This is a genomic window from Pseudomonas sp. NPDC089401, from assembly GCF_044749485.1.
Classification (GTDB): domain Bacteria; phylum Pseudomonadota; class Gammaproteobacteria; order Pseudomonadales; family Pseudomonadaceae; genus Aquipseudomonas.
On the sequence record NZ_JBIVIA010000002.1, the window covers coordinates 364,099 to 388,747 of the forward strand.

Here is a 24,649-nt window from a genome sequence, read left to right on the forward strand (position 1 = left end):
CTCAAGGGAAATTATAATGACCATGAGTTCCGGGAACGCTACCATTTTCTATAACATTTCCCTTTTCATCTACCGGCCTGACATTGAAGTGAGGTTCAGCGCCATGTTTTGGCATTGCTTTAGCATGCCCTAAGCTATGTTCCTGGAGTACCACAACGCTGCCATCCGTATTCGTAAAGTGATACTGCCGGGTCTCTATTGGAACTCCATTACTGTCCCTTACTTTCCCGCTTATACCCGAGCGTAAAACTGTTCTGCTTAATTCAAAAGGTTGTTGATTTCCAGGAACGCCTGCATCCCGTTTTGCCTGTCTGAATGCATCCCTACGACTCACACCCTCGTAGGTTGTGTCACTATCAGGTGGACACCTGGTTAACCCAAGCGGGTCAACCCACTCAATTGGGTTGTTCGCATACGCATAAAGGTTTAGCCCGCCAGAATAGCTGATCGGGTCCAAACCTATAAAACGCCCAGCCCTCGGATCATAGTACCTATAGCGGTTGTAATGCAGCCCCGTCTCATAGTCTTCATACTGCCCCTGAAACCGGATTGAGTTTTTTATGCCCTTCTGACGCCCTTCTGAACACTCCTCTCGTACATCACCCCACGCCTTGTACTGAGCTGCCCACGCAATGTTTCCATGCTCATCGGTGAGCGCTGTCGGCGTTCCGAGATGATCGCAGTGATACCAGGCAATCGCATCGAAGGCCTGCGCGGTCATCTGCGTCTGCCACAGCGGATCCTGATCGAAATCGTACTCCCGCTGGCTCCAATCCGGCTGTTTGTGCAGCACTATCGGGCGCTTGCGCAGCGCTTGTGCCACCGGCACGAAGCTGCCCGGTTCGTACAGGTAGTGCACGGTTCGGCCAGTATCGCCGTCATCCCGCGGCGGTGAGCTTTCCCACGCCAAGGTGTCTCCGTCCCAACCAAACAGGGTGAAGCCACATTCCAGCTCACGCTGGCGCTTCGCACGCTGCATCTGGTTCCAGCCAGTACCCGCTTCAGGTCTATCCCAGTAATGCGCGACCGAGTTCTTGTACAAACGCCGACCCAAGGCGTCGTAGCCGAAATCGACCTTGAGCTTGTCGTCGTTGTAACTGGCCAGCCGGTCGAACAGATCCCAAGTGAAGTGTGCGTGCGAGCCGTTTTGCAGGCGATGTACCAGGTTGCCACGTTCGTCGTACTTGTAATGGGTACCGGCATACTCGCGCAGCAGGTTGTCCATCAACTTGTTGCGACGTGGGTCCGCTTCCAGCGGGCGGTTGAGTTCCTGGGTCTTCTGGTCCAGCAGGTTACCAGCGGGGTCGAAGGCAAAGGTCTCGACACCCAGGCGGCTGGTCGCTTGCAGCAGTCGACCCACCGGATCGTACTGGTACTCCAACTGGCCGCGACGAGTGTCGTGGATGTTGGCCAGCTGGCCCGCAGCGTCGTAACGGTATTGTCGCTTGAGCACGGTGGATTGGCCGTCGTGGCTGCCCAGCCACTGCTCCTGCAGGCGCCCGACAGGGTCCCAGGCCTGTGTCTGCATCAGCTTGTTACCCTGATGCCGCACAACCTCTCGGTGCAGGTCATCACGCTCGTAGGCCAGCATCTCGTGATGGTCGAGCGTCATGCCGAGCAGGTGACCGCTGCCATAGGTCAACCAACTGACCTTGTGCCCATCCGGGCGAAGGGTCGAGACGCGCTGGTTGAGGACGTCGTATTCATGCTTCCACACCGCAACCATCGGCGTACCGGTCGCGAGGTAGTGCTGATGCTCACGGGTCAGGTTGCCCGCCTCATCATGGAACCACTGCAACTTGCTGGCGGCGTTGATGGCCTGGATCAGCTTGCCGTTACCATCGTAGGAGAAGGTTTCGGTCTGGCTCTGATCGCCTTGGCGGGCGGTACGCTCAACCAGGCGGCTCATGCGGTCGAAGCGCACGTCGATACGGCGCTGGCCAACCTGGGTAGACGCGAGGCGCCCAGTGTATTGATCGTACTGGTAACGGGTCACCAACCCGTCGAAGCCGGTTTCCTGCAACAGACGGCCAACCGGATCGTAGAGGAACGTCGCCTTGCTCTCGTTCTCGTTCTCCAGCCCAATCAGACGGCCGAGTTTGTCCCAGCGATAGCGCAGGGCGTGTTCGTTGGCATCAACGCGTTCGGCCAGCAGGCCGGCAGCGCTATAGGACCAGGTGGTGCAACGATCAAGACCATCGGAATGGGCGAGCAAGCGGCCTTCGGCGTCATAGTCGAATCGCTCTTCGGTCTTGTCCGCAAGCGTGACTTTGCACAGCTGACCGGCCTTGTATTCGTAGGCGGTCTTGTTGCCCATGGCATCGGCGAACTGAGTCAGCTGGCCAAAGGCGTTGTATTCCCAAACGCTGGTCTTGCCCGAGCAATCGGTGTACTCCAGCAACTGCCCGGCATCGTTGTACGCCAGTTTTTTCTCGCCACCGTTGGCATCTTTGATCGCCTTGACCAGCCCTGTGGCGGTGTAGGCAAACTCGGTCTTGTTTCCAAGCGGATCCGTAGTCTCGATAAGATTCCCGCGATCATCGTAGTCGCGCAGCCACAGCCCGGCCTCTGCATCGCGAATCTTGATCAGCTGGTCCTGATCGTCGTAGGCAAAATGCACCACGCTGTGGTCGGCACGGATGTGCTGCAACAGGTTGCTGCGCTCATCGTAGGTGTAGCGATCCTGGCTACCGTCGGCGTGCACATGGCGAATCACGTTCTTGCGATGATCGCGGAACAGCCACTCGGAGTTCCCGTCTGGGTGCTTGATGCGGTAGGTGTAGCCGAGGATGTCGTAGTAGTGCTTGGTCTGCTGACCGTGGGCATCGGTCACGGTGGTCAGCCGCAGGTGCTTGTCCCAGACCAGGCGTGTATCGAAGCTGCCGTCGTCGCCCCACTCGCGAATGGCCTTCGCTTTCGGGCTCGAACCGTCCCACTGCAGGTTCATCCCGCGACCTGTACGGTCGGTGTAACGGGTGATCAGGTGGTTCTGGTACTGGTAATGCCAGGCGGCGCCGTTTTCGTCCTGAGCTGCCACCAGGTCGCCCTGGTCGTCGTAGTGGTACGCGCACAACTGACGCAGCGGCTTGCCGTCGACGACCTGCCATAGACCCTGGATATGCCCATGCTCGTCGAGCCGGGTACCCAGTTGCAGGTGGACTTTGCTCTGGTCGTTGTCCTGATAGGTGTTGATATCGGACAGCACCGGGCGGCCGTTGTAGTTGTGCTCGTAATGCAGCATTGCACCCGCGCCGCTGCGCAGCACGATATGCACGAGATAGAAACGATCACCGACCCTCTCGTAAGTCTCGCGACGCGAGACTCCGCGCAGGAGGATGAGCTGGGTCTCGGTCATGCGTACCAGCGAGCTGTACTCGATGGGATCGTAGTGCGACTTGCCAACCTTGGGTAGCGGGTACGCGTGACTGCGGCCATCCATGTCGTGGAACAGCAGGCCGTCTTCCACCACATCGATGCACGTAGTGAACTCGGTGAGCCAGCGAGCACCGAGGCTGCTATCGTCCAGCTCGCCCAGGCGCGAGTTGTAGACTCGGGTCCATTGCACAGGGAACGGGCCTGGCAGGCTGAAATCGGTATGTGCCAATGTTTCATTGCCCAAGGCGAAACCGATTTGCCGCTTCGTGCCAGCGGGTACTTTGTTCTTCAAGCAATCGGCACAACCTTTCGCCGGCGCCTGCTCTTTGGACGTCTCGACCTTGCCAGCGGGCAACGTGTGCTCCGCCTTGCTGGTCGTCCCCGGCTTGATATTGAAGTTGACCAACTGCGGATTACGCGCCCGCCACAACATCACACTCCCGGCCAACACCAGGCGCAGTGCTTCGATGGAATGCGGATTGCCGCCATCACCGAGCTTGTTGATCTCGCTGTTGACCTGCGGTGCCAGCAGCCGCAGCTTGGCCACCTGGCGGTGGGCGTACTCTTTGGCTTCGTCGCTGATAACCGCGTTGGCAGCCATGTTGGCCATGCCCTTGCCCGCGGCCTTGTAAGCGCTCCAGACCGCGCCAAAGATGTTGTCGATACTCTTGCCTGGGTTGTGCAGCAACTCCTCGGCGGCCGCGCTGGCCTTCTTGCCCACATCATCCAGGTCATCCTGACTGCCGAGCTTGCCATCGACCAGTGCATCCAGGCCCTTGCAGATCTCAGTGAGGATCTCTTCAGCCTTGCTCCCCGCTGCCGCCAGGGTTTCCTTGAGCTTGCCTTCGGCCTGTTCGACGAAGTCGTCCAGGCTGGCGACGATGTCGGCGTTGAGGTGGCCGGCGATGATCTCGATCAGCGCGTCGCCGAGGATCTGTTTGCCTTCCTGGCGGATCATGAACAGCATCGGCCGCAGGCTCATGCGTGCCGCTGCCATGGTCGGCGGGATCGGGACCACGCCGATCATGTTGATGCCCAGGCTCACCCAGTCCCAGGGCTCAGGCTTTTCGCTTTCGGCCAGGGTAACGATGTCGCCCAGGGCGTCGATCAGGGCGATGATGTTGCCCACCACCGGCAGGGCGCCGGCGACGCTCTTGATGCGTTCAAGGGTGACGTAGCCGTCGCTGATGTCGCGCAGCCAGGCATCGAACACGGCGGCGCCACGGCCGACGTCTTCGATGTGGATGTCGGTCAGTGGGACGATCGCGACTTCGCGGCCGCCTTCTGGAGTGGTTTGTTCGGTCATGACAGCAGTCCGCTTGGCATCAGGCTGGCAAGGCTTGGTGCCTTGAATTCAGGGAGTTTCGGGATTTCCGCCAGCGTGGGCAGGCTGGGCAGGCCCAGCGCGGCGGACGCGGCAGGCATGGCCGGGCCGACAGCGCTGGCCAGTTGCGGCAGGCCGGCGACACCGCCTTTCAGCGCGCCTTGCACCTCTTGCGCGCTTTGCAGGGCGTTCTGGCCGGTCTTGAGCAGGCTCATGCCCTCTTTGGCCATGTCCATGCCGCTGCTGGCGAGCTGCTTGGCCTGTTGCATGAAGTTGCCGCTGGCATCGGGGGTCAGCTTGTCCTTGATTGCGTCAAGCATCGACGGCTCGCTTTCATTGACCCCTGCGGTCGAGGGCCAGGGCAGGCCGGCCACGAAGGTCGCGGGCATGCTCCAGGAGTCGGCGGTGTCGAGGCCGAACTTGGCGGTACCCGGGCCAACCGCCGCACCGCTGACGGCATTGAAGCCCTGGCCGTCGAGTGCGCCCTTGAGCACCTTGCCCAAGGCATCGGTGGCTGCGTAATCGCCGGCATTGATGCCCTTGGCGTTGTTGTAGCGGTTGAACAGGTCCAGCGCCCCGTTACCCGGCTTGGGCGGCTCGGGGAACACCCCTGCCTTGCTCGCCGCGCCGATGTGCGAAAACTGCGCCGCATGGGCGGTGTAGTTGGCGCTGGTGACGTGGGTGATGCCGCTGGCGTTGTACGTCGTCGCGCTACCGCCGCCCTGCACCACCAGCTCGGTCTTGGCCTTGAGGATGATGCGGTCGGCGTTGGCGGTGATGTCGAGCTTGGCCAGCAGGTTGATGTTGTCTTTCAGGGCGCGGAAGTCGATATCGCCCGCTGCGGCCACCAGGCGGAAACCGAGGCTCTGGACGAACAGGCGCATGCCCTGGCTGGCACTGGCCAGCAGGCGTTTGCCGATCGACAGGCTGGTATGACCGGTGCTGCTCAGGGCCAGGTGGCTGCCGGTGGTGATGTGGTTCGGGCCGGGGGTGGTCAGGGCGATGCCTGCGGGGCTCGAAACCACGAGATGCGGCTGGGTGAACTCGGCGAACTCGTTCTTGGTGAGGTCGCTGGGACCGCTGCCGAGGATGCCTTGGTGCTGGGCGTGCAGGTCCTTGGCGACCTGGTCCTGGTCGCCGGGTTCCTGGGCCTGCATCTGCTTGGCCAGTTCCGCCAGGCTGTCCTGCTGATCGCTGGCGGTGGCCAGGCGTTCGGCGGTTTCCGGCAGGTCCTTGTGGTGCTTGGCTTCGTTCGGGCGTGGCTCGGTGGTCAGCAGCAGGCCGCCGGCGGCGCGGATGGCGCCATGGCGGTCGGTGCGCAGCTCGAAGCCTTCGCCGCGAGGGGCGCCGCCAGAGGGGCGCGGATGCGTGAGGTAGCCGAGGTTCAGGGCGCTGGCGCCGTGATCACTGCGCAGACCGATGCTGATCTCGCTGGTGGTGTCATCGATGCGCAGTTCGTTGCCGCGGCTGCCCTTGTATTCCTTGCTCTTGATCGTGGCGAGGGTTTTCAGGTCAGGCAGCTTGTAGTGCGGCATGTTCACACCGTGGTACAGGCAGCCGGTCACCAACGGTTGATCGGGGTCGCCTTCGAGGAAGCTGACCAATACTTCCATGCCCACGCGAGGCAGTTGCAGGCCGGCGATGCCCTGGCCGGCCCAACTGCTGGCGACGCGCATCCACACGCTGGACTTATCGTCGGATTGACCCTCGCGGTCCCAGAAGAACTGGACCTTGATGCGGCCGTATTCGTCGCAGTAGATCTCTTCGCCGGCCGGCCCGCTGACGATGGCGCGCTGGTCGCCCAGCACCTTTGGCTTCGGGTGGTTCAGGGGCGGTCGATAGGGGAACGACCAGGGTGTGACGACGAAGAAGTTGCGGTAGCCCTGCTGGAAGCCATCGTATTTGGCATCCACGTCGCTGGTGATGGCTTCTTCGAGCACCTGCGGTTGGCGGCCCTGGTGGCGGACCTCGACCAAAAGCCAGAGGTCGTTCCAGCTGGCGTTCGGGTGGCTGGCCAGGGTCAGGAAGTGGCCGCTGGCAAGCAGTGGCTGGTCACTGTCGCCCTGGGCTTGGCGGTAGTCGCTGCGATGGCGCTCAAGCGCTCGGTTGGCGAGGTGTTTGCCGCGCGTGCGGTCGAGAAAACGGCCGGGGTAGTCGTAGTCTTCCAGCGCCGGTTCGTCGTGGCTATCGACCTCACCTTCGAGGGTAATCAGCGGCTTCTTGAAGTCATAGTCACGGCGCGCGACGCTGCTGGTCCGGGTCTCCAGACGCAGCGCAAAGCGCTTGATCATCGGCGTATCGGCGACTAGGCCGGAATCGTGCTGGAACTGCACCGGCGCCAGCTTCGGGAACACCGTCTGGTCATCCCCGAACACCAGCAAGTGGCCGTCCGCACTGTGCCGGAAGTGGTAATGAATCCCCTCCTCCTCACACAGCCGTTGAATGAACTGCAAATTGGACTCGTCGTACTGCACGCAATATTCACGCTGCGGATACGTCGCACCCAACTGGAATTGGTAGGCGTTGGCGAGGATGCCATGCTCCTCGAGCACCTGGGCGATGATCTCCTGCACGGTCTTGTGCTGGAACATGCGCTGGTTGATGCGGTGTTTCAGGTAGGCCAGCTGCGGACGCAGGGTGACCTGGTAGCGGGTCAGGCGCTTGCCCGACTCGCCTTGTGCGGCGCGGTAGATCAGGCCATGCAGGCCACGCCCGTCATCGCCGAGTTGAAGGAACGCGGGCTTGTGCAGCAGGCTTTCCAGGTCCAGCGAGGGGTTTTCGCTGACCAGCTCGAGGTCGATGGCATAGGCTTGGCTGATGGCTTCCGTGCCGTCGAAGGCGAGGACCTGGAAATCATGTTCCAGGCCGTCGATGTGCAAGCTGAAATGGGTCTGGTTTGCTGCGGCAAACATCCCTGTCCTCCTTTTTTCAAGTCACAACGAGGCCCGCCGCGCAGGGCGCGGCAGGCGACGGAGGGGTCCAGGCTTAGCCTGCGACCGGCGCGCGCCAGTCGTCGGAACCGGAAGTACCGGACACTTCGTGGGTCCAGGTGATCTTGCGGTAGGTGAAGTGCACGTCTTCCAGGTGGGTGAAGTGCGAGTTCGCCGGGTCTTGGCAGTTGTGCATGTAGTCCTTGATGTCGACGATGATCGCGTCTTCCAGGACGGTGGTGTAGTAGTGCTCTTGAGTACCGGCCGCCGAGGTGCGGTACCACTTGATCTCGACCTTGGTCATGCGCTCGCCGGAGGTCAGGGCCGCCAGCAGCAGGGGCGAGGCCTTGTCGAAGACCTTGGTGATTTTCACCGGCTTGTGCACGCGCTGGCCGGTTGGCTGGCCGGACTGTGGGTCACGCGGGATGATCACTTCGTGTTCGAAGCCCTGGACCATGACCTGGTCTTCGTGGCCTTCCTGGTAGGTGTTGCCCACGGAGTCGGCGGTGAAGGCGCCGGCGGTGATCAGGCCTTGTTTTTCGCCGGTGACGGCCATGTACGCTGGTGTTGCCATGGAGGGCTCTCCTTGCTGGTTTTGGGTGCCGAAAATCGGCTGAAAAGTGCCATTTGGCGGGCAAGGAGGGTTACAAAAGGCGTGCCATAAATAATTTATTGTTTATTTTCAATAGGTTAGAAAAATCACCTATTCAAACGGGTGTGCCAACTTTTCAAATCCATTCAAAAGTTGCGCAACTTCTTGCGCAGTGGTGGCAAAAAGTTGCGCAGTTGGCTGTACATGGCGGGTTTATTGGTTTGTGGCGATGTATGCACAGAGTTATCCACATTTGAGTGCGCAACTTCTTGCGCAGTTGACTCAGAGGTCAGTGGGTAAAAATGGGCGGAAAAGAGGTGATTTCGGGAGGCGCTGAGAAGCGGGCTTTTGCGGAGACAGTTTTTCCGACGAACGGTCATTTGAGGATGGCACCGGCTCTGCCGGTGTTCGCGGGTGAACCCGCTCCCACAGAAGATTCAAGTCGCCTGTTTCGCGGGCAAGCCCGCTCCCACAGGGGTAAGCGGGATGCTTTGGGATTTGTGCAGGGCTTCGGGATGGGTGCCGGAATACCGCATTCGTGAAGGCAACCAAGTTCAACTGTGGGAGCGGGCTTGCCCGCGAAGCAGGCGACTCGGTGGATGGCACCGGCTGCGCCGGTGTTCGCGGGTGAACCCGCTCCCACAGAGGATTCAAGTCGCCTGTTAGTGGGTAATGAAGGGCACGTCAAAGATAAAGGTCGACCAAGACGTCGGCACTGACGACCTGCTGCACCTGAACCGCCTGCTCCACCTGCACCACCCGCTGCCCCCGCGCCTCGCCGCCCTGCGACTCTCGCCGTGGCGCCTGCTCGCCCATGGCCTGGCGCGAGGCGCCGTCATTGACCGAGGCCTCGCCCAGGGTCAGCCCCTGGGTCGCCAGTGCACTCTGCAACTGCGGCAAGGCCTGCTCCACCGCCGCCCGCACCGAGGCATGGGCCGACTGGAACTGCGCCTGCACCCCGCTTTCGCTGACGTTCAGGCTGATCGACAACGGCCCCAGGTCGGCCGGGTGCAACTGCACATCCACCTGGCGACCGCCGCGGCGGACCATGCCGAGCACCTGCTGGCCCAGGTCGGACTGCCACTCATCGCTGCCCACGGCGGATGCGACCAGGGCCGGTGCAACGTCGCTGCCGCCGTCAGCCAAGGTCAGCGTCGGCGCGGGTGGCAACGCGCTCAAGTCCCAGTCCGCTGTCAGGGTGAACTGCCCGTCGGCCTTCTGATTGTCGCCCTGTTCGACCGCGACCTCGCTCACCACTGCCGTCTCGACCGGGTTATCCACAGCCAGGCTCAGATCCACCGCAGGCTCCAGCGCATCGCCGGCGCTGCGTTCAAGATCGGGCTCGGCATTCGCCACCGGTGTCTGCGCCCAGGTTACGGGCGGCGTGACCGCCACCGCCCCTGAGGCCATCAGGCCGGCGGTATCGATCAGCTCCAGGCGTTGCCGGATGGCCTCCAGCGAGTCGCTGGCCGGCTCCGGGTCGTCGTCCGTCGCCACCTCGTCGCTCTCCCCTTCGACGACCTGCTCCGCCACCGCGACAACGGGCAGTGGCTCGTCGTCTTCGGCAGGCGCTACGTCCGCCATCTCCACGGGCGGTAACGGCGCTGGCAGCGGCTCCGGGTCGGCTTGCCCGGGCACGCTGGTGACCTCGGGGAGGTCCGCTGCCGGCAGCGTGGGCTGCGGCTCCACGACCGGCGCTGATGGAGTCAGCGTCACCAGGTTCGGCGTCGTCACGACCGGCGCCACTGGTACGCTGTCGGCCACCGGCTCGGCGCTTTGCACCTGTTGCAAAACGGCATCGAACGGCGTCGCCTCGCCCGCCACGGCGCTGTCGTCGGTCGCCACCTGGGGCAATGCCGGGGTCGCTGGGGAAACGGCTGTGATGATGTCCACGTAAAACCTCAGAATCCGCTATCGATGGTGGAACGAGCACGCCCGGCCAGTTCGTCGGTGCGCCGCTGTTCGGCGCGGCCGGCCTGCAGCCTGGCCTGCTCGCGGCGCCGCGCCAGCAGGGTTTCCAGGGCGTTGACCTTGCGCCACTGCTGGCGCCAGTGCTCCTGGTGCTGGGCCAGCTGGGTGCGGTGGCGCGCCAGGCTGTTCTCGGCGCGCTCGATCGCCACCTCCAGCGACTTCAGGAAGCCCCGGTAGTTGGCCAGGGTCGACGGGCTCATGCCGCTGCCTGCCAGTTCGCCCTGCAGGTTCTGCCGGTACTCGCGCTGGTACTGGTCGAGCAGGCGCAGTTGCCCGGTCATCTGCTGTTCGGTGCGCCGGCTCTGGGCCAGTGCGCTGGCAGCGGCCTCGCGGGCGCGGTCGGTGAGTTCGATCAGCAGTTGCAGCGATTCATGGGCCATGGCGGGCTACCTTCACTTGCCGGGGAACAGCAGGTTGAGCCCGGCGAGGGTGTCCTGCAGCGTGCTGCGCTCGTGGGTCTGCTGTTGCAGGAAGCGTTCGATGTGCGGGTACAGGGCCACCGCCCGATCGAGCTGGGCATCGTGCCCCGGCGCATAGGCGCCGACGCTGATCAGGTCGCGGTTGCGCTGGTAGCGCGACAGTGCCTGCTTGAGTTTCTGCGCCTTGCGCTGCTGGGGCTCGCTGACGATCGCGCTCATCGCCCGGCTGATCGAGGCCTCGATGTCGATCGCCGGGTAGTGGCCGCTCTCCGCCAGCTGGCGCGACAGCACGAAGTGGCCGTCGAGGATCGCCCGCGCCGAGTCGGCGATCGGGTCCTGCTGGTCATCACCTTCGCTGAGCACGGTGTAGAACGCGGTGATCGAGCCGCCGCCACGGGGGCCGTTGCCGGCGCGCTCGACCAGTTTCGGCAGCTTGGCGAACACCGACGGCGGGTAGCCCTTGGTCGCCGGCGGCTCGCCGAGAGCCAGGGCGATTTCGCGCTGGGCCATGGCATAACGGGTCAGCGAGTCCATGATCAGCAGCACGTCCTTGCCCTGGTCGCGGAAATCCTCGGCCAGGCGCGTGGCGTACAGTGCGCCCTGCAAACGCTGCAACGGCGAGGCGTCGGCCGGCGCGGCCACCACTACCGAGCGGCGCAGGCCTTCCTCGCCGAGGATGTTGTCGATGAAGTCCTGCACTTCGCGCCCACGCTCGCCGATCAGCCCGACCACCACCACATCGGCCTGGGTGTAGCGGGCCATCATGCCCAGCAGCACCGACTTGCCGACCCCGGAACCGGCGAACAGCCCCAGGCGCTGGCCCTTGCCGACGCTGAGCAAGGCGTTGATGGCGCGGATGCCGACATCGATCTGCTGGCTGATCGGCGCCCGTTGCAGCGGGTTGATCGGCTGACCATGCAGGCTCGAACGGTGTTCGGCCAGCACCGGCCCCTTGCCGTCGAACGGGTTGCCGCCGCTGTCCAGCACGCGGCCGAGCAGGCCCATGCCCAGCGGTACCGGGCGCACGCCATCGCTGGCGCCGGGCTCGTCAGCCAGGGCGAAGTAGCGGGCGCCGGCCTGCAAGCCGTGGATTTCTTCCAGCGGCATCAGGTACAGCAGCTCGCCGGCAAAGCCGATCACCTCGGCTTCGGCGTAGATCGCAGGCATGCCGGGCCCCGGCGCCACCAGTTCGATGCGGCAGCCCGCACCCAGCGGAAGGCGCAGACCTACCGCCTCCAGGACGATGCCGGTGGCGCGGGTGATGCGCCCGCTGCGGCGGTAGGCGGGGACACTCGGCGCGCCACCGGCCAGGGCCTCGAGCCCTCGGCCCCAGCGCTGCAGATGTGGGTTGCTCATCAGCCGTTGCCCGCTTCGGCGGCGGCGACTTCAAGCAGCCACTGGCCATTGCGTTCGAACAGGTCCTGGCGGGCCTGGCGCGTGGCATCCAGCTCGCCCGCCGCGCTCAGCAGGCGGCAGCCGCCCGGCAGAATCGACGAGTCTGCCTGCAGGCTCCAGCCTGCCGCCGTCAGTTCGTCACCCAGGCATCCCTGCACCCAGGGCAAGTCGCCGGGATTGAGGCTGAGCCCTGGCTTGCCGGTCAGTGCCGGTTCGCAGGCGAGCATCTGCCGCACCAGCACCTCGACCTGCGCAGGCTGCACCGCCAAGGCCTGGCCCGCGAGGCGCCCGGCCAGGTCGATGGCCACCCGGCCCAGTTGGCTGGCGACCAGGCCGTCTACTTCGCGCAAGGCGTCGTCGAAGCCCTGGCACAACTGCCGAAGGGGCTCCAGGGTCTGTGCCAGCTGCTGACGCAGTTCCTCGGCGGCAGCCTTGCGCCCTTCGGCCAGGCCCTGCGCATACCCCTGCTCGCGGCCTTCTGCATGGCCTGCCTCGCGGGCCTCGGCCTCGGTCTGCTCGCGCAACTGCTGCAATGCCAGGCGCTGTTCGAGCGCCCGCTTGCGCGCCAGTTCGCGACGGGCCGCGCCCGCCTCCACCGCCGGCGCCTCGTCGCCGCCCAGCGGCTCCATGTGCCAAGGGCGCCAGTGGCTCTGCGCGAACGGGTCAGACATACGCGTCGTCGCCCCGCGCGGTCACCATGTCGCCGGTCTCGGACAAGCGCCGCACCACCTGCAGGATCGACTTCTGCTCGTTCTCGATCTGCGACATGCGGATCGGCCCGCGGGCTTCCATGTCCTCGCGGAACAGGGTCGCGGCGCGCTGCGACATGTTGCGCATGAAGCGCTCGAGCAGCGGCGCCGAGGCGCCCTTGAGGGCGATCGACAGGGAGTTGCTGTCGATGTTCTGCAGCAGCGTCTGGATGCTGCGGTCGTCGACCTCGGCGAGGTTCTCGAACAGGAACATTTCGTCGAGGGTCTTCTGCGCCAGGTCCGCATTGTAGTTGCGCAGGTTCTCGATGGCCGAGGCCTCCTGGCTGGAGGCCATGAGGTTGAGGATCTCCGCCGCCGCCTTGACCCCGCCCATCTTGCTGCGCTTGAGGCTCTGGCCGTCGAGCATGCCGCCGAGCACCTCGGTGAGTTCGTGCAGCGCCACCGGTTGCACACCGCTGAAGGTGGCGATGCGCAGGATGATGTCGTTGCGCAGGCGCTCGGTCAGCAGTTGCAGGATCGCCGAGGCCTGGTTGCGCTCCAGGTGCACGAGGATGGTGGCGACGATCTGCGGGTGTTCGTCACGGATCATCTCCGCCACCATCTGCGCTTCCATCAGGTTGAGCTTGTCGATGCCCGACACGGTGTTGCTGGTTTCCAGGATGTCGTCGATCAGGCTGGCCGCGCGCTCGGTGCCCAGGGCCTTGGTCAGCACCGCGCGGATGTGGTCGCTGCTCTGGATGTTGATGGCCGCGTACTGCTCGGTCTCGTCCATGAAGTCGGCCAGCACCTGGCGCATCTCGTCATGGGACACCTGGCTCAGGCCGGCCATTTCCCGGCTGATGTCTTCCACTTCCTGCCCGGGCAGGAACTTGAACACTTCGGCGGCGCTGTCGGCGTCCAGCGACAACAGCAGGATGGCGCTGCGGCGGGCGCCGCTGAGCTTGCTAGTCATGTTTTTTCATCCAGCCGCGCACGATCATGGCGACCAGGCGCGGGTCATCGGTGGCCATCTGTTTGAGGCTTTCCATGTTCTGTTCATAAAGCGCCGACTTGCGCGGCAGGGCCGCGCGCGCCGGGCCGTCGAGCAGCGCGTCGCCGGCGCTGGCGGCCGTGGTCAGTTCGGCGTCGTGCTCGTCCAGCGCCATCAGCCCACGCTGGCTGGAAGCGGCGGCACGGCGCTGCATCGGCTTGATCACCCGCTGCCAGAGCACGAAGGCGACGATGGCCACCAGCAGATAGCGCAGCAGGCCCATGCCCAGGTTGTAGGCCTCCGGGGTGCGCCACCAGGGCTGCTCGCCGAGCTCGGTGTCTTCGTCGACGAAGGGGCTGTTGAGCACTTGCAGGGTGTCGCCACGGCTTTCGGTGTAGCCCATGGCCTGGCGCACCAGGTCGTTGATGCCGGCCAGCTCGTCCTTGCTCAGTGCTTCGCTGGTGGGCTTGCCGTCCTTGATCACCGTGCGGTAGTTGACCACCACCGCCACCGCCAGGCGCTGGAGGTTGCCCAGGCTCGACTTGACGTGCTCGACGTCGCGGTCGACCTCGTAGTTGACCATGCGCTCGGTCTGCATCGACTTGTCGGGCGCGGCCGTGGCGGTGGCCGGTGTGTTGTTGCCGTTGGCGCTGCCCGGCGCCGGGGTCGGCGCGGTGGCGCGGGTGGGCGGCGGCGTGTTGGGTGGCGAGTTGGTCAGCGCGCCCGGCACGCCGCGGCCGCTGTCGCTGCCCTGGAGCAGGCGTTCGGAAGTCTGCTGGCTGCGCACCGCGGCGCTTTTCTCTTCCTGGTTGGGGGCATAGCGCTCGGCGGTGCTTTCGCGGGTGGAAAAGTCCATCTGTGCGACCACCCGGGCATGCACGTTGCGGCTGCCCAGCAGCGGCGCGAGGATTTCCTCGATGCGCCGCTGGTAGGTGCCTTCCACTTCACTGACGTATTCCAGCTTGGTGTCGTCCAGGCCATCGGCGGCGTGGCTGCGCGACAGCAGGCGGCCGTTCTGGTCGACCACGGTCACGCCATCCACCGCCAGCTCCGGCACGCTGGAAGTGACCAGGTGGATGATCGCGCTGACCTGGCCCTGGCCCAGTTCGCGGCCCGGTTGCAGCTGCAAGGTGACGGAGGCGCGCGCGGCTTCGTGGTCGCGGGCGAACACCGAGTCCTTGGCCATCACCAGGTGTACCCGGGCATGGGCCACCGGCCCGAGCGATTCGATGGTGCGTGCCAGCTCGCCTTCCAGGCCGCGCTGGTAGTTGAGGTGCTCGGCGAACTGGCTGATGCCGAAGGCCTGCTTGTCGAGCAGCTCGAAGCCCACGCTGCCGCCCTTGGGCAGGCCCTGCTCGGCCAGTTGCAGGCGCAGCGCGTTCATCCGTTCGGCCGGCACCAGGATGGTGTGGCCGCCCTCGCCGAGCCGGTACGGCACATTGCGTTTGTCCAGCTCGCCGATGACCTGGCCGCCGTCGGCCTCGCTCAGGTTGGAGAACAGCACCCGGTAATCCGGCTCGCGCGCCCACAGCAGCAGCGCCACCAGCACTGCCACGGCGGCGGCGCCGGCCAGCAGCAAGGGCAGCATCGGCCGCCCGCGCAGCAGCGCCGTCAACGCCTCCAGCGGGCGCGCGGGGGCGGCGATCGGCAGGTTCTTTTTCGTGCCCTTGGCCTGGGCAGCAGTAGTCACGAACACCTCGAAGCTGGGGTTCTGGCCGGAAGAAGGGGCATTACAGAGTCCGCTGGCAATGGTAATCGGCCCGCGGCCCGCCGGCCGCAAGGCGCGCAGGCCCTGGCGGGATTGGCTCAGCCTCATTGTGGCGAAGCGGGCCCCTGGCAAAGGGCGGAAAAGCCCGCTGTTTTGCGGCCAATTGGGCGAATCCGCCTGAGACGGGCCTTGTTAAGCTGCGCGCCTCCACCCGCCACGAGCCTTGCGCCATGACCACCCAAGCCCTTGCCGATGCCTTGCAACAACTGAGCAGCCTCGCCGAGCAGGCCGAGGGCGTCAGCGTCAACCGCGCCAGCCAGGCCACCGGCAGCTTCGCCGGCGAACTGGAGGCTTCGCTGCAGCGCATCAACCGCCTGCAGCAGACCGCCAGCAGCCAGGCCAATGCCTTCCAGGCGGGCAGCGCCGAGGTGTCGCTGAGCGACGTGATGGCCGACTCGCAGAAGGCCAGCGTGGCCTTCCAGATGGGCGTGCAGGTACGCAACCGCCTGCTCACCGCCTACAAGGACGTGATGGCGATGCAGGTTTGATGCTGAAGGTTTGAGCACTTCGTCACAGAATTTTCGGGTCATCCACTAAAGACGCCACCAGAGCATGCCGATCTTGCGCCACTACGCACTCAGCCGGCCGCACATGCTGCGCACATCAGGACGGATACCCTCATGACGACCACCACCAGCTCCACCGCCACCATCACCAGCCTGGGCGTGGGCTCGGGGCTCGACCTGGACAGCATCCTGGACAGCCTGGAAGAATCGAAGACCGCCAGCCTGCTGGACCCGATCACCGCCCAGGAAGAATCGGTCGAAGCCGAGATCTCGGCCTACGGCACCCTGACCAGCGCCCTCGACACCCTGCAGTCGGCCGCCGAGGCCCTGGCCGACGCCAGCCTGTACGAAACGCTGAGCACCAGCATTTCCGGCAGCGGCGTCTCGGTGAGCACCACCAGCGAAGCGGTGGCCGGCACCTACAAGGTCGAAGTGACCCAGCTGGCCCAGGCCCAGAGCCTGGCCACCGATGGCGTCAGCGACACCAGCGCCGCCCTCGGCACCGGCACCCTGACCCTGCAGGCCGGCGACAGCGACGCGGTGTCGATCACCCTGGACAGCAGCAACAACACCCTCGAAGGCCTGCGCGACGCAATCAACGCCGCGGATGCCGGCATCACCGCGACCCTGGTCAACGACGGCAGCGACAGCCCCTACCGCCTGGTGCTGACCTCCAACAGCACCGGCACCGACGCCTCGATGACCGTCAGCTACAGCAGCGACGACAGCAGCGACCTGGCCACGTCGCTGTTCGGCTATGCCGACGGCACCGGCAACATGACCGAAACGGTCGCCGCCCAGGACGCCGAGCTGACCATCAACGGCATCGCCGTGACCAGCCAGAGCAACACCGTGGAAGGCGCACTGCAGGGCGTCACCCTGACCCTGAGCGACACCGGCAGCTCGCAGACGCTGACCATCAGCCGCGATACCGCCACTATCGAGAAAGCCATCAACGCCTTCGTCGATGCCTACAACGACTTCGTCAGCACCGTCGACGAGCTGACCGCTTATGACGCCGATGCCGGCACCAGCGGCGAGCTGCTGGGCGACTCCACCACCCGGCGCATCAGCACCAAGCTGGCCAGCGACGTCTACTCGCAGATCGGCAGCGGCACCTTCAGCTACCTGTCGCAACTGGGCATCGGCCTGGAGTCGGACGGCACCCTGTCGGTCGACGACGACACCCTGGAAAGCGCCCTGAGCGACAACATCGACGCGGTGTCCGAGTTCTTCATCGGCAGCGATGGCAGCTCCGGGTTCATCTCGCGCATGACCAGCGACCTGGACAGCTACCTGGATGACGACGACGGCCTGATCGTCGCCCGTACCGACAGCCTGGAAAGCAAGCTCGACCAGCTCGCCGACCGCTACGAAGAGAAGCAGGCGCTGATCGACTCGGAAATGGACCGCTGGCGTGAGCAGTTCACCGAACTGGACACGCTGATCTCCACCCTGAACTCGACCGCCGATTACCTCACCGAACAATTCGAGGCCCTCAACAGTGATTAAAGCCCCCGCGCCGGAGCATGCCGGATGACGTCATCGTTCGATGCCAGCGCCTATGCCAGGGTCGGCCTGGAAAGCGCCATCCTGGCCGCTTCGCCCCACCAGCGGATCACCCTGCTGTTCGACCAGTACCAGGCGTCGCTGCGCCTGGCCAAGCTGCACCTGCAGGCAGGCAACCTCCCCGAGAAGGGCAAGGCGATCACCCGCGCGATAAAGATCGTCAGCCAGGGCCTGCGGGCCTCGCTGGACCTGCAACAGGGCGGCGACATCGCCCGCCAACTGGATGATCTCTACGACTTCGTCGTGCGCCTGCTGTTGCGCGCCAACCTGGAAAACAATGAAGCATCGCTGAATGACGCGTCGCAACTCCTGGGCACTATCGCCTCGGCCTGGATCGCGATCGGCCCGCAAACCGAGGATCAAGGTTAGTTATGTTGCAAGCACAAGTGATCGCTGCCTACGAAGGGCTGCTTGAGCAATCGCGACGCATGCTGACGTGCGCGGAGAATGCCGACTGGGATGGTATTTTCGCGCTCAAGTCACAAGGCCTGATCGATGCCGCCAGCCTGCGCCGCGCGGAGAGCCAGGCCGAACTGGACGAGGCCGGGCAGCTGCGCAAGCTTGAACTTATCAGTGAAATAATTGCATTGGACAATCAAGTCAGCCACTTCCTGCAGGCGCGCCAGCACCACCTCGGTGAACTTTTGCAAGTAGGCCGACAAAAAAATGATCTCGATAATGCGTACCGCGTCACAAGTGGGCAGGTAATATCACTCAGTCATCGCTTGTACCAGTAAGTACATTGGGCCATTATCCGCCTGCCAACTCATACACCATCTGAATGTAAAGATCCATGTAAAGATGCGTGCAAAGTTAGCCTCAAAAAAAATAAACGAGAAAAGTCTGCCCCTATCTGTTATCGGTCAACGGCCTTGATAGTTTAGGAAAAAATTCTCGACGCTCCGCAGCGGAGCACACGACACACAACACATCGATAGGCCCGCAAAAAAGGAGGGGAGTACGTTGCCGCACACCAACAGCTACCTTGCAGACATTCAGGAACTCAACCTTTCCTATCTGCTGCTGGCGCAGAACATGTTGCGCAAAGACCGCGAGGTCGCGATCTTTCGCCTGAAACTCAGCGAGAACATGGCGGACTTGCTGACCGGCCTGAGCAGCAAGCAGATGAGCCAGCTGTCACGGGTCAACCAGTTGATCTGCCGGCCCATCTTCGAAGAGGCCGACCGCATTGCCAAAGCCCTGGACAACTCGCGCGAGCTGGGCATGGTCGAAATCCACACTTCACTGCTGATGGCGGCTGCCGACCGTTCGGATGGCATGCGCAGCAGTGGCGTCTGAGCCATGTCGGAGAAAAGCCTGGTCACCGAGATGCAGCAGGTTCAGCTGGCCATCGAGCTGATCCAGCTCGGTGCCCGCCTGCAGGTGGTGGAGACGGAAACCTCCCTCACCCGCGGCCGGCTCATCCGCTTGTACAAGGAAGTACGCGGCGCCCCACCGCCCAAAGGCATGCTGCCGTTTTCCACAGACTGGTTCGTGACCTGGCTGCCGAACATCCATGCCTCGCTGTTCTACAACATCTACCGCAGCCTGCTGGAGATCGGCGGCCACCGCATCGACGCCTTCATCAAGGCCTACCGGCTGTACATGGAGCACGCCAGCGACAGCGACGGCGAGCGGGTGCTGGGCCTGACCCGGGCCTGGACACTGGTGCGCTTCGTCGAGAACGGCATGCTCGAGCAGATTCGCTGCTCGTGCTGTTCGGGCGAGTTCATCACCCACTCGTACTCGCCGACGCAGAACTACGTGTGCGGCATCTGCCAGCCGCCGTCGCGCGCCGGCAAGACCCTCAAGCGCCGCGAGGTCGACGCCGACGCCCTCGACGCCCTGCGCCCCGCCAGCCAGGGCTGAGCACCCAGCAGCGCAAGTCGTTTCAAGTCGCCCCCTGCCGTTGCCGATCTTCAGCGGACTTTCACAAGGAAACTGAGGAGCGGCGACGTGCTCATTGTATTAGGACTGTTCGTGGCAATGGCCTCGGCGCTGGGGGGCTTCGTGCTGTCCGGCGGCAGCCTGGGGCCGCTTTACCAACCCACCGAGTTGCTGATGATCGTCGGCGCGGCGCTGGGCGCCTTCATCGCCGCCAACAACGGCAAGGCGATCCGCGCCACCCTCGGCGCCATCGCCACCTTCAGGCGCAGCACCGGCTACGACAAGGCGTTCTACCTGGAGCTGCTCGGCATGCTCTACAACCTGCTGAACAAGGCCCGCCGCGAAAGCCTGCTGGCCGTCGAGCGCGATGTCGACGATCCACAGCAGAGCCCGCTGTTCGCCCAGTACCCGCGGCTGCTCGACGACCCGCTGCTGATGAACTTCATGGTCGACTACCTGCGCCTGCTGATCAGCCTGTCGCTGCAGGCCCATGAACTCGACGAGCTGATGCAGCACGAGATCGAGGAGTTCGAGAACGAGGCGCACCTGCCCGCCGACGCCCTGCACAAGGTCAGCGACGGCCTGCCGGCCTTCGGCATCGTCGCGGCGGTGCTGGGGGTGGTCAAGGCGCTCAGCGCGGTCGACGTCGGCCCCGACCTGATGGGGCAGATGATCGCCCACGCCCTGGTCGGCACCTTTCTCGGCATCTACCTGGCCTACGGCGTGGTCGCGCCGCTGGCCAGCCGCATCGAACGGCAGTCCGGCGAATGCGTGAAGCTGCTGCACTGCCTGCGCGTGACCCTGCTGGCCCATGTCAAAGGCATCCCCCCGCAACTGGCCGTGGAGTTCGGTCGCAAGGCCCTGCACAGTGCGGAGCGGCCCAGCGCCGAAGAGCTGGAGAACCACGTGCGAGGAGGCAACGGGCAGCCGGGCCTGGCCACGGCATGAACGACCAGCCGATCATCATCAAGCGCCGCAAGAAGACCACCCGCGGGCACCATGGCGGCGCCTGGAAGATCGCCTTCGCCGACTTCATGACCGCACTGATGGCGCTGTTCCTGGTGCTGTGGGTGCTGTCCAACGCCGGCAAGGGCGACAAGGAAGCCATCGCCCAGTACTTCAGCACGCCCCTGCTGGTGGCCCTGAGCCATGGCGATCGCAATTCCGCCAGCACCAGCGCGATCCCTGGCGGCGGTACCGAGGCACGCCAGCCAGATGCCGAAACCGTGCGCAAGCCACGTCACCCGACGCGCCTGTCCAGCGAAGAACGCCGCCACCTGCAAGCGCTCAAGCAGCGCCTGGAGGATGCCGTGGAACGCGACCCGAAGCTGCGCGAACTGAAACAGCAGATCGCCATCGAACTGAGCCCGGAAGGGTTGCGCGTGAAGCTGCTGGATACCGACAAGCGGCCGATGTTCGAGCTCGGCAGCGCGCGTGTGGCGCCGTACATGAGCCAGCTGCTGCGCACGTTTGCGCCGGTGCTGAACGAGCTGCGCAACCAGATCCAGATCAGCGGCCATACCGACAGCCACCCCTATCCGGGCGGCGAAGCCACCTACAGCAACTGGGACTTGTCCGCCGACCGCGCCAAGGCTTCGCGCCAGGAGCTGGTGGCCGGCGGGCTCGACCCGGGCAAGCTGCTGCGGGTGTCGGGGATGTCCGACCGCATCCGCTTCCCCGGTGCCGGGCCTTATGACGCGGCCAACCGGCGCATCGAGATCATCGTGCTCGACAGCCAGGTGGCGGCGCGGATCCTCTCCCAGGAGGAATATGACAACTGACACACCGCTCCCACAGGGACCTCCTCCAGCTGCAATAACGGTGCAAGGTTTGGCATTGCAACAAGTAAGCAGGCATTTCACCGGTTGTTCACCGATTAACCCTACCCCACCCTTGCCCACAATAGCGCCCCCTGCATCACCCCGGGTGGCCGAACCATGGCCGAAACCAGCACAGAAGACCGGACGGAAGCGGCCACCCCGCGGCGCATCGAAAAGGCCCGCGAAGAGGGCCAGGTCGCCCGTTCCCGCGAATTGAGCACCTTCATCATGCTGCTGGCCGGCATCGGCGGGCTGTGGAGCCTGGGCGGGCACCTGTACGACCGCCTCGGCGCCATCGTCGAGCGCGGGCTGCTGTTCGACCGCGCCCAGCTGTTCGACACCGCGCTGATGCTCAGCACCCTCGCCTCCCTGGCCGCCTCGGCGCTGCTGGCGCTGGTGCCGTTCTTCGCCCTGATGCTGCTGGCCGCCATCGCCGCGCCGACCCTGCTCGGCGGCCTGGTGATCACCGCTGGCGCACTGAAGCCCAACTTTTCCCGGCTCAACCCGGTCAGCGGCCTGGGCCGGCTGTTTTCCGTGCAGGTGCCGGTGGAGCTGGCCAAGGCGATCGCCAAGGCGGCGCTGATCGGCAGCGTGCTGTACCTGTACCTGCACGCCCATGTCGGCCAGCTGCTCGGCCTGCCCAAGCTGCCACCGCAGCAGGCCCTGGCCACCTTGCTGGCGCTCACCGCCAAGGCCTGCGCCACCTGCGTGGCGGCGCTGATCGTGGTGGTCGGCATCGACACGCCCTACCAGCTGTGGACCTACGCCAAGAACCTGCGCATGTCCAAGGAAGAAATCCGCCAGGAGCACAAGAATTCCGACGGCGACCCCCACGTCAAGGCACGCATCCGCCGCCTGCAGCAGGCCCGCGCGCGGCGGCGAATGATGAGCAAGGTGCCCAAGGCCGACGTGGTAGTGACCAACCCCAGCCACTTCGCCGTGGCCCTGAGCTACCAACGGGACAAGGACGGCGCCCCGCGGGTGATCGCCAAGGGCGCCGATGCCGTGGCGCTGCGCATCCGCGAGATTGCCGCCGAGCACCAGCTGCCGATACTCGAAGCCCCGCCCCTGGCGCGGGCACTGTACTTCAACGTCGACCTCGACCGGCAGATCCCCGGCGAGCTCTACACCGTGGTGGCCGAGGTAGTGGCCTGGGCCATCCGCCTCAAGCGCGTCGCCGAACACGGCGGCCTGGTGCCACCCACCCCCGTCAACCTCAACGTCCCTGAAGGCATGGACCAGCCAGGGCGAAGCCGAACCCGAACCGAGGACCCAACGCCCCCATGAAAGGCCTGACCGCCCTGCTGCGCCGCGACAACTGGCCCGTTGGCGCCGACCTGAAGATCATGACCGGCCCGGTGCTGATCGTGCTCATCCTGTCGATGATGATCCTGCCGCTGCCCAGCTTCATCCTCGACCTGCTGTTCACCTTCAACATCGCCCTGGCGATCATGGTGCTGATCGTCAGCATGCTCACCGAGAAGCCGCTGGACTTCTCCGCCTTCCCGTCGGTGCTGCTGTTCACCACCTTGCTGCGCCTGTCGCTGAACGTGGCCTCGACGCGGGTCATCCTGATGCACGGGCACACCGGCACCGATGCCGCCGGCAAGGTCATCGAGGCCTTCGGCGAATTCCTCGTGGGCGGCAACTTCGCCGTGGGCCTGGCGCTGTTCCTGATCCTGGTGACCATCAACTTCATGGTGATCACCAAGGGTGCCGGGCGTATCGCCGAAGTGGGCGCGCGCTTCACCCTCGACTCGATGCCCGGCAAGCAGATGGCCATCGACGCCGACCTCAACGCCGGCCTGATCGGTGAGCCGGAGGCGCGCAAGCGCCGCCGCGAAGTGGCCCAGGAAGCCGACTTCTTCGGCTCCATGGACGGTGCCAGCAAGTTCGTCCGCGGCGACGCCGTGGCCGGCCTGGTGATCATGGGCGTGTGCGTGGTCGGCGGCCTGGCCATCGGCCTGCTGCAGCACGACATGAGCTTCGCCGACGCCGCCCACACCTACACCATGCTGACCATTGGCGACGGCCTGGTGGCGCAGATTCCCGGCCTGGTGATCTCCATCGCCGCCGGTGTGATGGTGTCGCGGGTCAACACCGAGGAAGACGTCAGCCGGCAGATGATCGGCCAGCTGTTCAGCCGGCCGAAGATGCTGATGATGACCGCCGGGGTGATGGGCCTGCTGGGCCTGGTACCGGGCATGCCGAACCTGGTGTTCCTGCTGCTCACCGCCCTGCTCGGCGGCCTTGGCTGGTGGATCTCGCGCCAGGAGCAACAGGCCGAGCAGGCGCCCGCGCTGGAGGTCCAGCCCAAGGCTGCGGTGCACAACAGCGAGGCCAGCTGGGATGACGTCAAGCTGGTCGAGACCCTGAGCCTGCGCGTGGGCCACCGCCTGATCCCGCTGGTGGATGTGCGCCAGCAGGGCGAGTTGAGCACGCGGATCAAGAGCCTGCGCAAGAAGTTCGCCCAGGACGTCGGCTTCCTGCCGCCGGTGGTGCACGTGCGCGACAACCTCGAACTGCCGCCCAACACCTACATCATCAGCCTCAAGGGCGTGGAGGTCGGCCGTGGCGAGATCTACCCCGGCAAGTGGCTGGCGATCAACCCGGGCAAGGTCACCGGCGAGCTAGAGGGCAAGCAGGCCGTGGACCCGGCCTTCGGCCTGCCGGCCATCTGGATCGACCAGAGCCTGCGCGAGCATGGGCAGATCTACGGCTACACCGTGGTCGACGCCAGCACCGTGGCCGCCACCCACCTCAACCACCTGCTGCACCAGCACGCCAAGGACCTGCTCGGGCGCAGCGAGGTGCAGAAGCTGCTGGACAAGCTGGGCAACGACGGCAAGAGCCTGGTCGAGGAGGTGCTGCCCAAGCTGCTGAGCCTGACCCAGTTGCAGCGCATCCTGCAGAGCCTGCTGGAGGAAAACGTGCCGATCCGCGACATGCGCACCCTGCTCGACACCCTCGCCGAGCACGCCGGCGCCCAGCAGCCGCCGGACATCGCCGAGCTGACCGCGCAGGTGCGCGTGGCCCTGGGCCGCTCCATCGTCAACCAGTACTACGCCAACAAGCCCGAGCTGAACGTCATTGGCCTGGACTTCAACCTGGAACAGGTGGTGATGCAGGCGGTGGGCAACGGCGGCGCGCTGGAGCCGAGCCTGGCCGACACGCTGATGAAGGAAACCACCCAGGCCCTCAAGCGCCAGGAGCTGGGCAACAACCCGCCGGTGCTGGTGGTGCCCAACCGCCTGCGCCCGGTGCTCTCGCGCTTCCTGCGCCGGCGCCTGCGCCAGCTGGCGGTGATCGCCCTCAGCGAAGTGCCCGACGACCGCACCCTGCGCATCACCAGCATCATCGGCGCGCCGGCCGGCTAAGGGGCGAATACCCCACCGTGAACAGGGTTGTTCTCG

At 64.9% G+C, this 24,649-nt stretch carries 19 protein-coding genes; 10 read left to right on the forward strand and 9 right to left on the reverse strand.

The genetic code is table 11. The features are described 5' to 3' along the window. Position 1: 1 nt before the first annotated feature. The 9 genes from ACIP21_RS05885 to fliF form a co-directional block, all read right to left on the reverse strand. Entirely contained in the window at positions 2-4,681 is a 4,680-nt protein-coding gene (locus ACIP21_RS05885; RefSeq protein ID WP_400685089.1) for an RHS repeat-associated core domain-containing protein, read from the reverse strand. Further along, positions 4,678-7,611, reverse strand: a complete 2,934-nt coding sequence (locus ACIP21_RS05890; RefSeq protein ID WP_400685092.1) for a type VI secretion system tip protein VgrG — start codon at positions 7,609-7,611, stop codon at positions 4,678-4,680. Before ACIP21_RS05890 ends, ACIP21_RS05885 begins: the two co-directional genes overlap by 4 nt. A gap of 73 nt (positions 7,612-7,684) precedes the next feature. Beyond that, positions 7,685-8,203: an Hcp family type VI secretion system effector gene (locus ACIP21_RS05895; RefSeq protein ID WP_400685093.1), complete on the reverse strand. Its 519-nt coding sequence runs from the start codon at positions 8,201-8,203 to the stop codon at positions 7,685-7,687. 702 nt (positions 8,204-8,905) lie between these two features. Further along, positions 8,906-10,114, reverse strand: a complete 1,209-nt coding sequence (locus tag ACIP21_RS05900; RefSeq protein WP_400685095.1) for a flagellar hook-length control protein FliK — start codon at positions 10,112-10,114, stop codon at positions 8,906-8,908. Positions 10,115-10,122: 8 nt separating this feature from the next. Then, a complete protein-coding gene (gene fliJ / locus ACIP21_RS05905) occupies positions 10,123-10,572 on the reverse strand; it encodes a flagellar export protein FliJ (protein WP_400685097.1) in 450 nt (149 codons plus the stop codon). A 12-nt stretch (positions 10,573-10,584) separates the two neighbouring features. Next, positions 10,585-11,967 (reverse strand): flagellar protein export ATPase FliI, encoded by a 1,383-nt coding sequence (gene fliI / locus ACIP21_RS05910; protein WP_400685099.1) that lies wholly within the window; start codon positions 11,965-11,967, stop codon positions 10,585-10,587. Next, a complete protein-coding gene (locus tag ACIP21_RS05915; protein ID WP_400685102.1) occupies positions 11,967-12,677 on the reverse strand; it encodes a flagellar assembly protein FliH in 711 nt (236 codons plus the stop codon). Before ACIP21_RS05915 ends, fliI begins: the two co-directional genes overlap by 1 nt. Beyond that, complete coding sequence (fliG, locus tag ACIP21_RS05920) at positions 12,670-13,668, reverse strand: flagellar motor switch protein FliG (RefSeq protein ID WP_400685105.1); 999 nt, start codon at positions 13,666-13,668, stop codon at positions 12,670-12,672. Before fliG ends, ACIP21_RS05915 begins: the two co-directional genes overlap by 8 nt. Continuing rightward, entirely contained in the window at positions 13,661-15,376 is a 1,716-nt protein-coding gene (fliF, locus tag ACIP21_RS05925) for a flagellar basal-body MS-ring/collar protein FliF (protein WP_400685108.1), read from the reverse strand. The genes fliG and fliF overlap by 8 nt, the downstream gene beginning before the upstream one ends. A 248-nt stretch (positions 15,377-15,624) precedes the next feature. On the opposite strand from fliF, the gene fliE reads away from it, so the two are divergent. From fliE to flhA, 10 genes are all read left to right on the forward strand, one after another. Next, positions 15,625-15,942, forward strand: a complete 318-nt coding sequence (gene fliE, locus ACIP21_RS05930) for a flagellar hook-basal body complex protein FliE (RefSeq protein ID WP_400685110.1) — start codon at positions 15,625-15,627, stop codon at positions 15,940-15,942. A gap of 132 nt (positions 15,943-16,074) precedes the next feature. Beyond that, positions 16,075-17,472, forward strand: a complete 1,398-nt coding sequence (gene fliD, locus ACIP21_RS05935) for a flagellar filament capping protein FliD (protein ID WP_400685112.1) — start codon at positions 16,075-16,077, stop codon at positions 17,470-17,472. Positions 17,473-17,496: 24 nt separating this feature from the next. Continuing rightward, on the forward strand, positions 17,497-17,898 hold the full coding sequence (gene fliS / locus ACIP21_RS05940) for a flagellar export chaperone FliS (protein ID WP_400685114.1): 402 nt from the start codon (positions 17,497-17,499) through the stop codon (positions 17,896-17,898). Positions 17,899-17,900: 2 nt separating this feature from the next. After that, a complete protein-coding gene (locus ACIP21_RS05945) occupies positions 17,901-18,266 on the forward strand; it encodes a flagellar protein FliT (protein ID WP_400685117.1) in 366 nt (121 codons plus the stop codon). A 226-nt stretch (positions 18,267-18,492) separates the two neighbouring features. After that, on the forward strand, positions 18,493-18,828 hold the full coding sequence (flhD, locus tag ACIP21_RS05950) for a flagellar transcriptional regulator FlhD (RefSeq protein WP_400685119.1): 336 nt from the start codon (positions 18,493-18,495) through the stop codon (positions 18,826-18,828). 3 nt (positions 18,829-18,831) lie between these two features. Beyond that, a complete protein-coding gene (flhC, locus tag ACIP21_RS05955) occupies positions 18,832-19,398 on the forward strand; it encodes a flagellar transcriptional regulator FlhC (RefSeq protein WP_400685121.1) in 567 nt (188 codons plus the stop codon). A gap of 87 nt (positions 19,399-19,485) precedes the next feature. Beyond that, positions 19,486-20,364, forward strand: coding sequence for a flagellar motor stator protein MotA (gene motA, locus ACIP21_RS05960; RefSeq protein WP_400685123.1), 879 nt, complete (start codon positions 19,486-19,488; stop codon positions 20,362-20,364). Next, positions 20,361-21,197 carry a flagellar motor protein MotB gene (gene motB / locus ACIP21_RS05965; RefSeq protein WP_400685125.1) on the forward strand — a complete coding sequence of 279 codons (837 nt, stop codon included), beginning with the start codon at positions 20,361-20,363 and terminating at the stop codon, positions 21,195-21,197. Before motA ends, motB begins: the two co-directional genes overlap by 4 nt. Positions 21,198-21,353: 156 nt before the next feature. After that, entirely contained in the window at positions 21,354-22,523 is a 1,170-nt protein-coding gene (gene flhB, locus ACIP21_RS05970) for a flagellar biosynthesis protein FlhB (RefSeq protein WP_400685128.1), read from the forward strand. Beyond that, on the forward strand, positions 22,520-24,613 hold the full coding sequence (gene flhA, locus ACIP21_RS05975; protein WP_400685131.1) for a flagellar biosynthesis protein FlhA: 2,094 nt from the start codon (positions 22,520-22,522) through the stop codon (positions 24,611-24,613). Before flhB ends, flhA begins: the two co-directional genes overlap by 4 nt. Positions 24,614-24,649 lie beyond the last annotated feature (36 nt).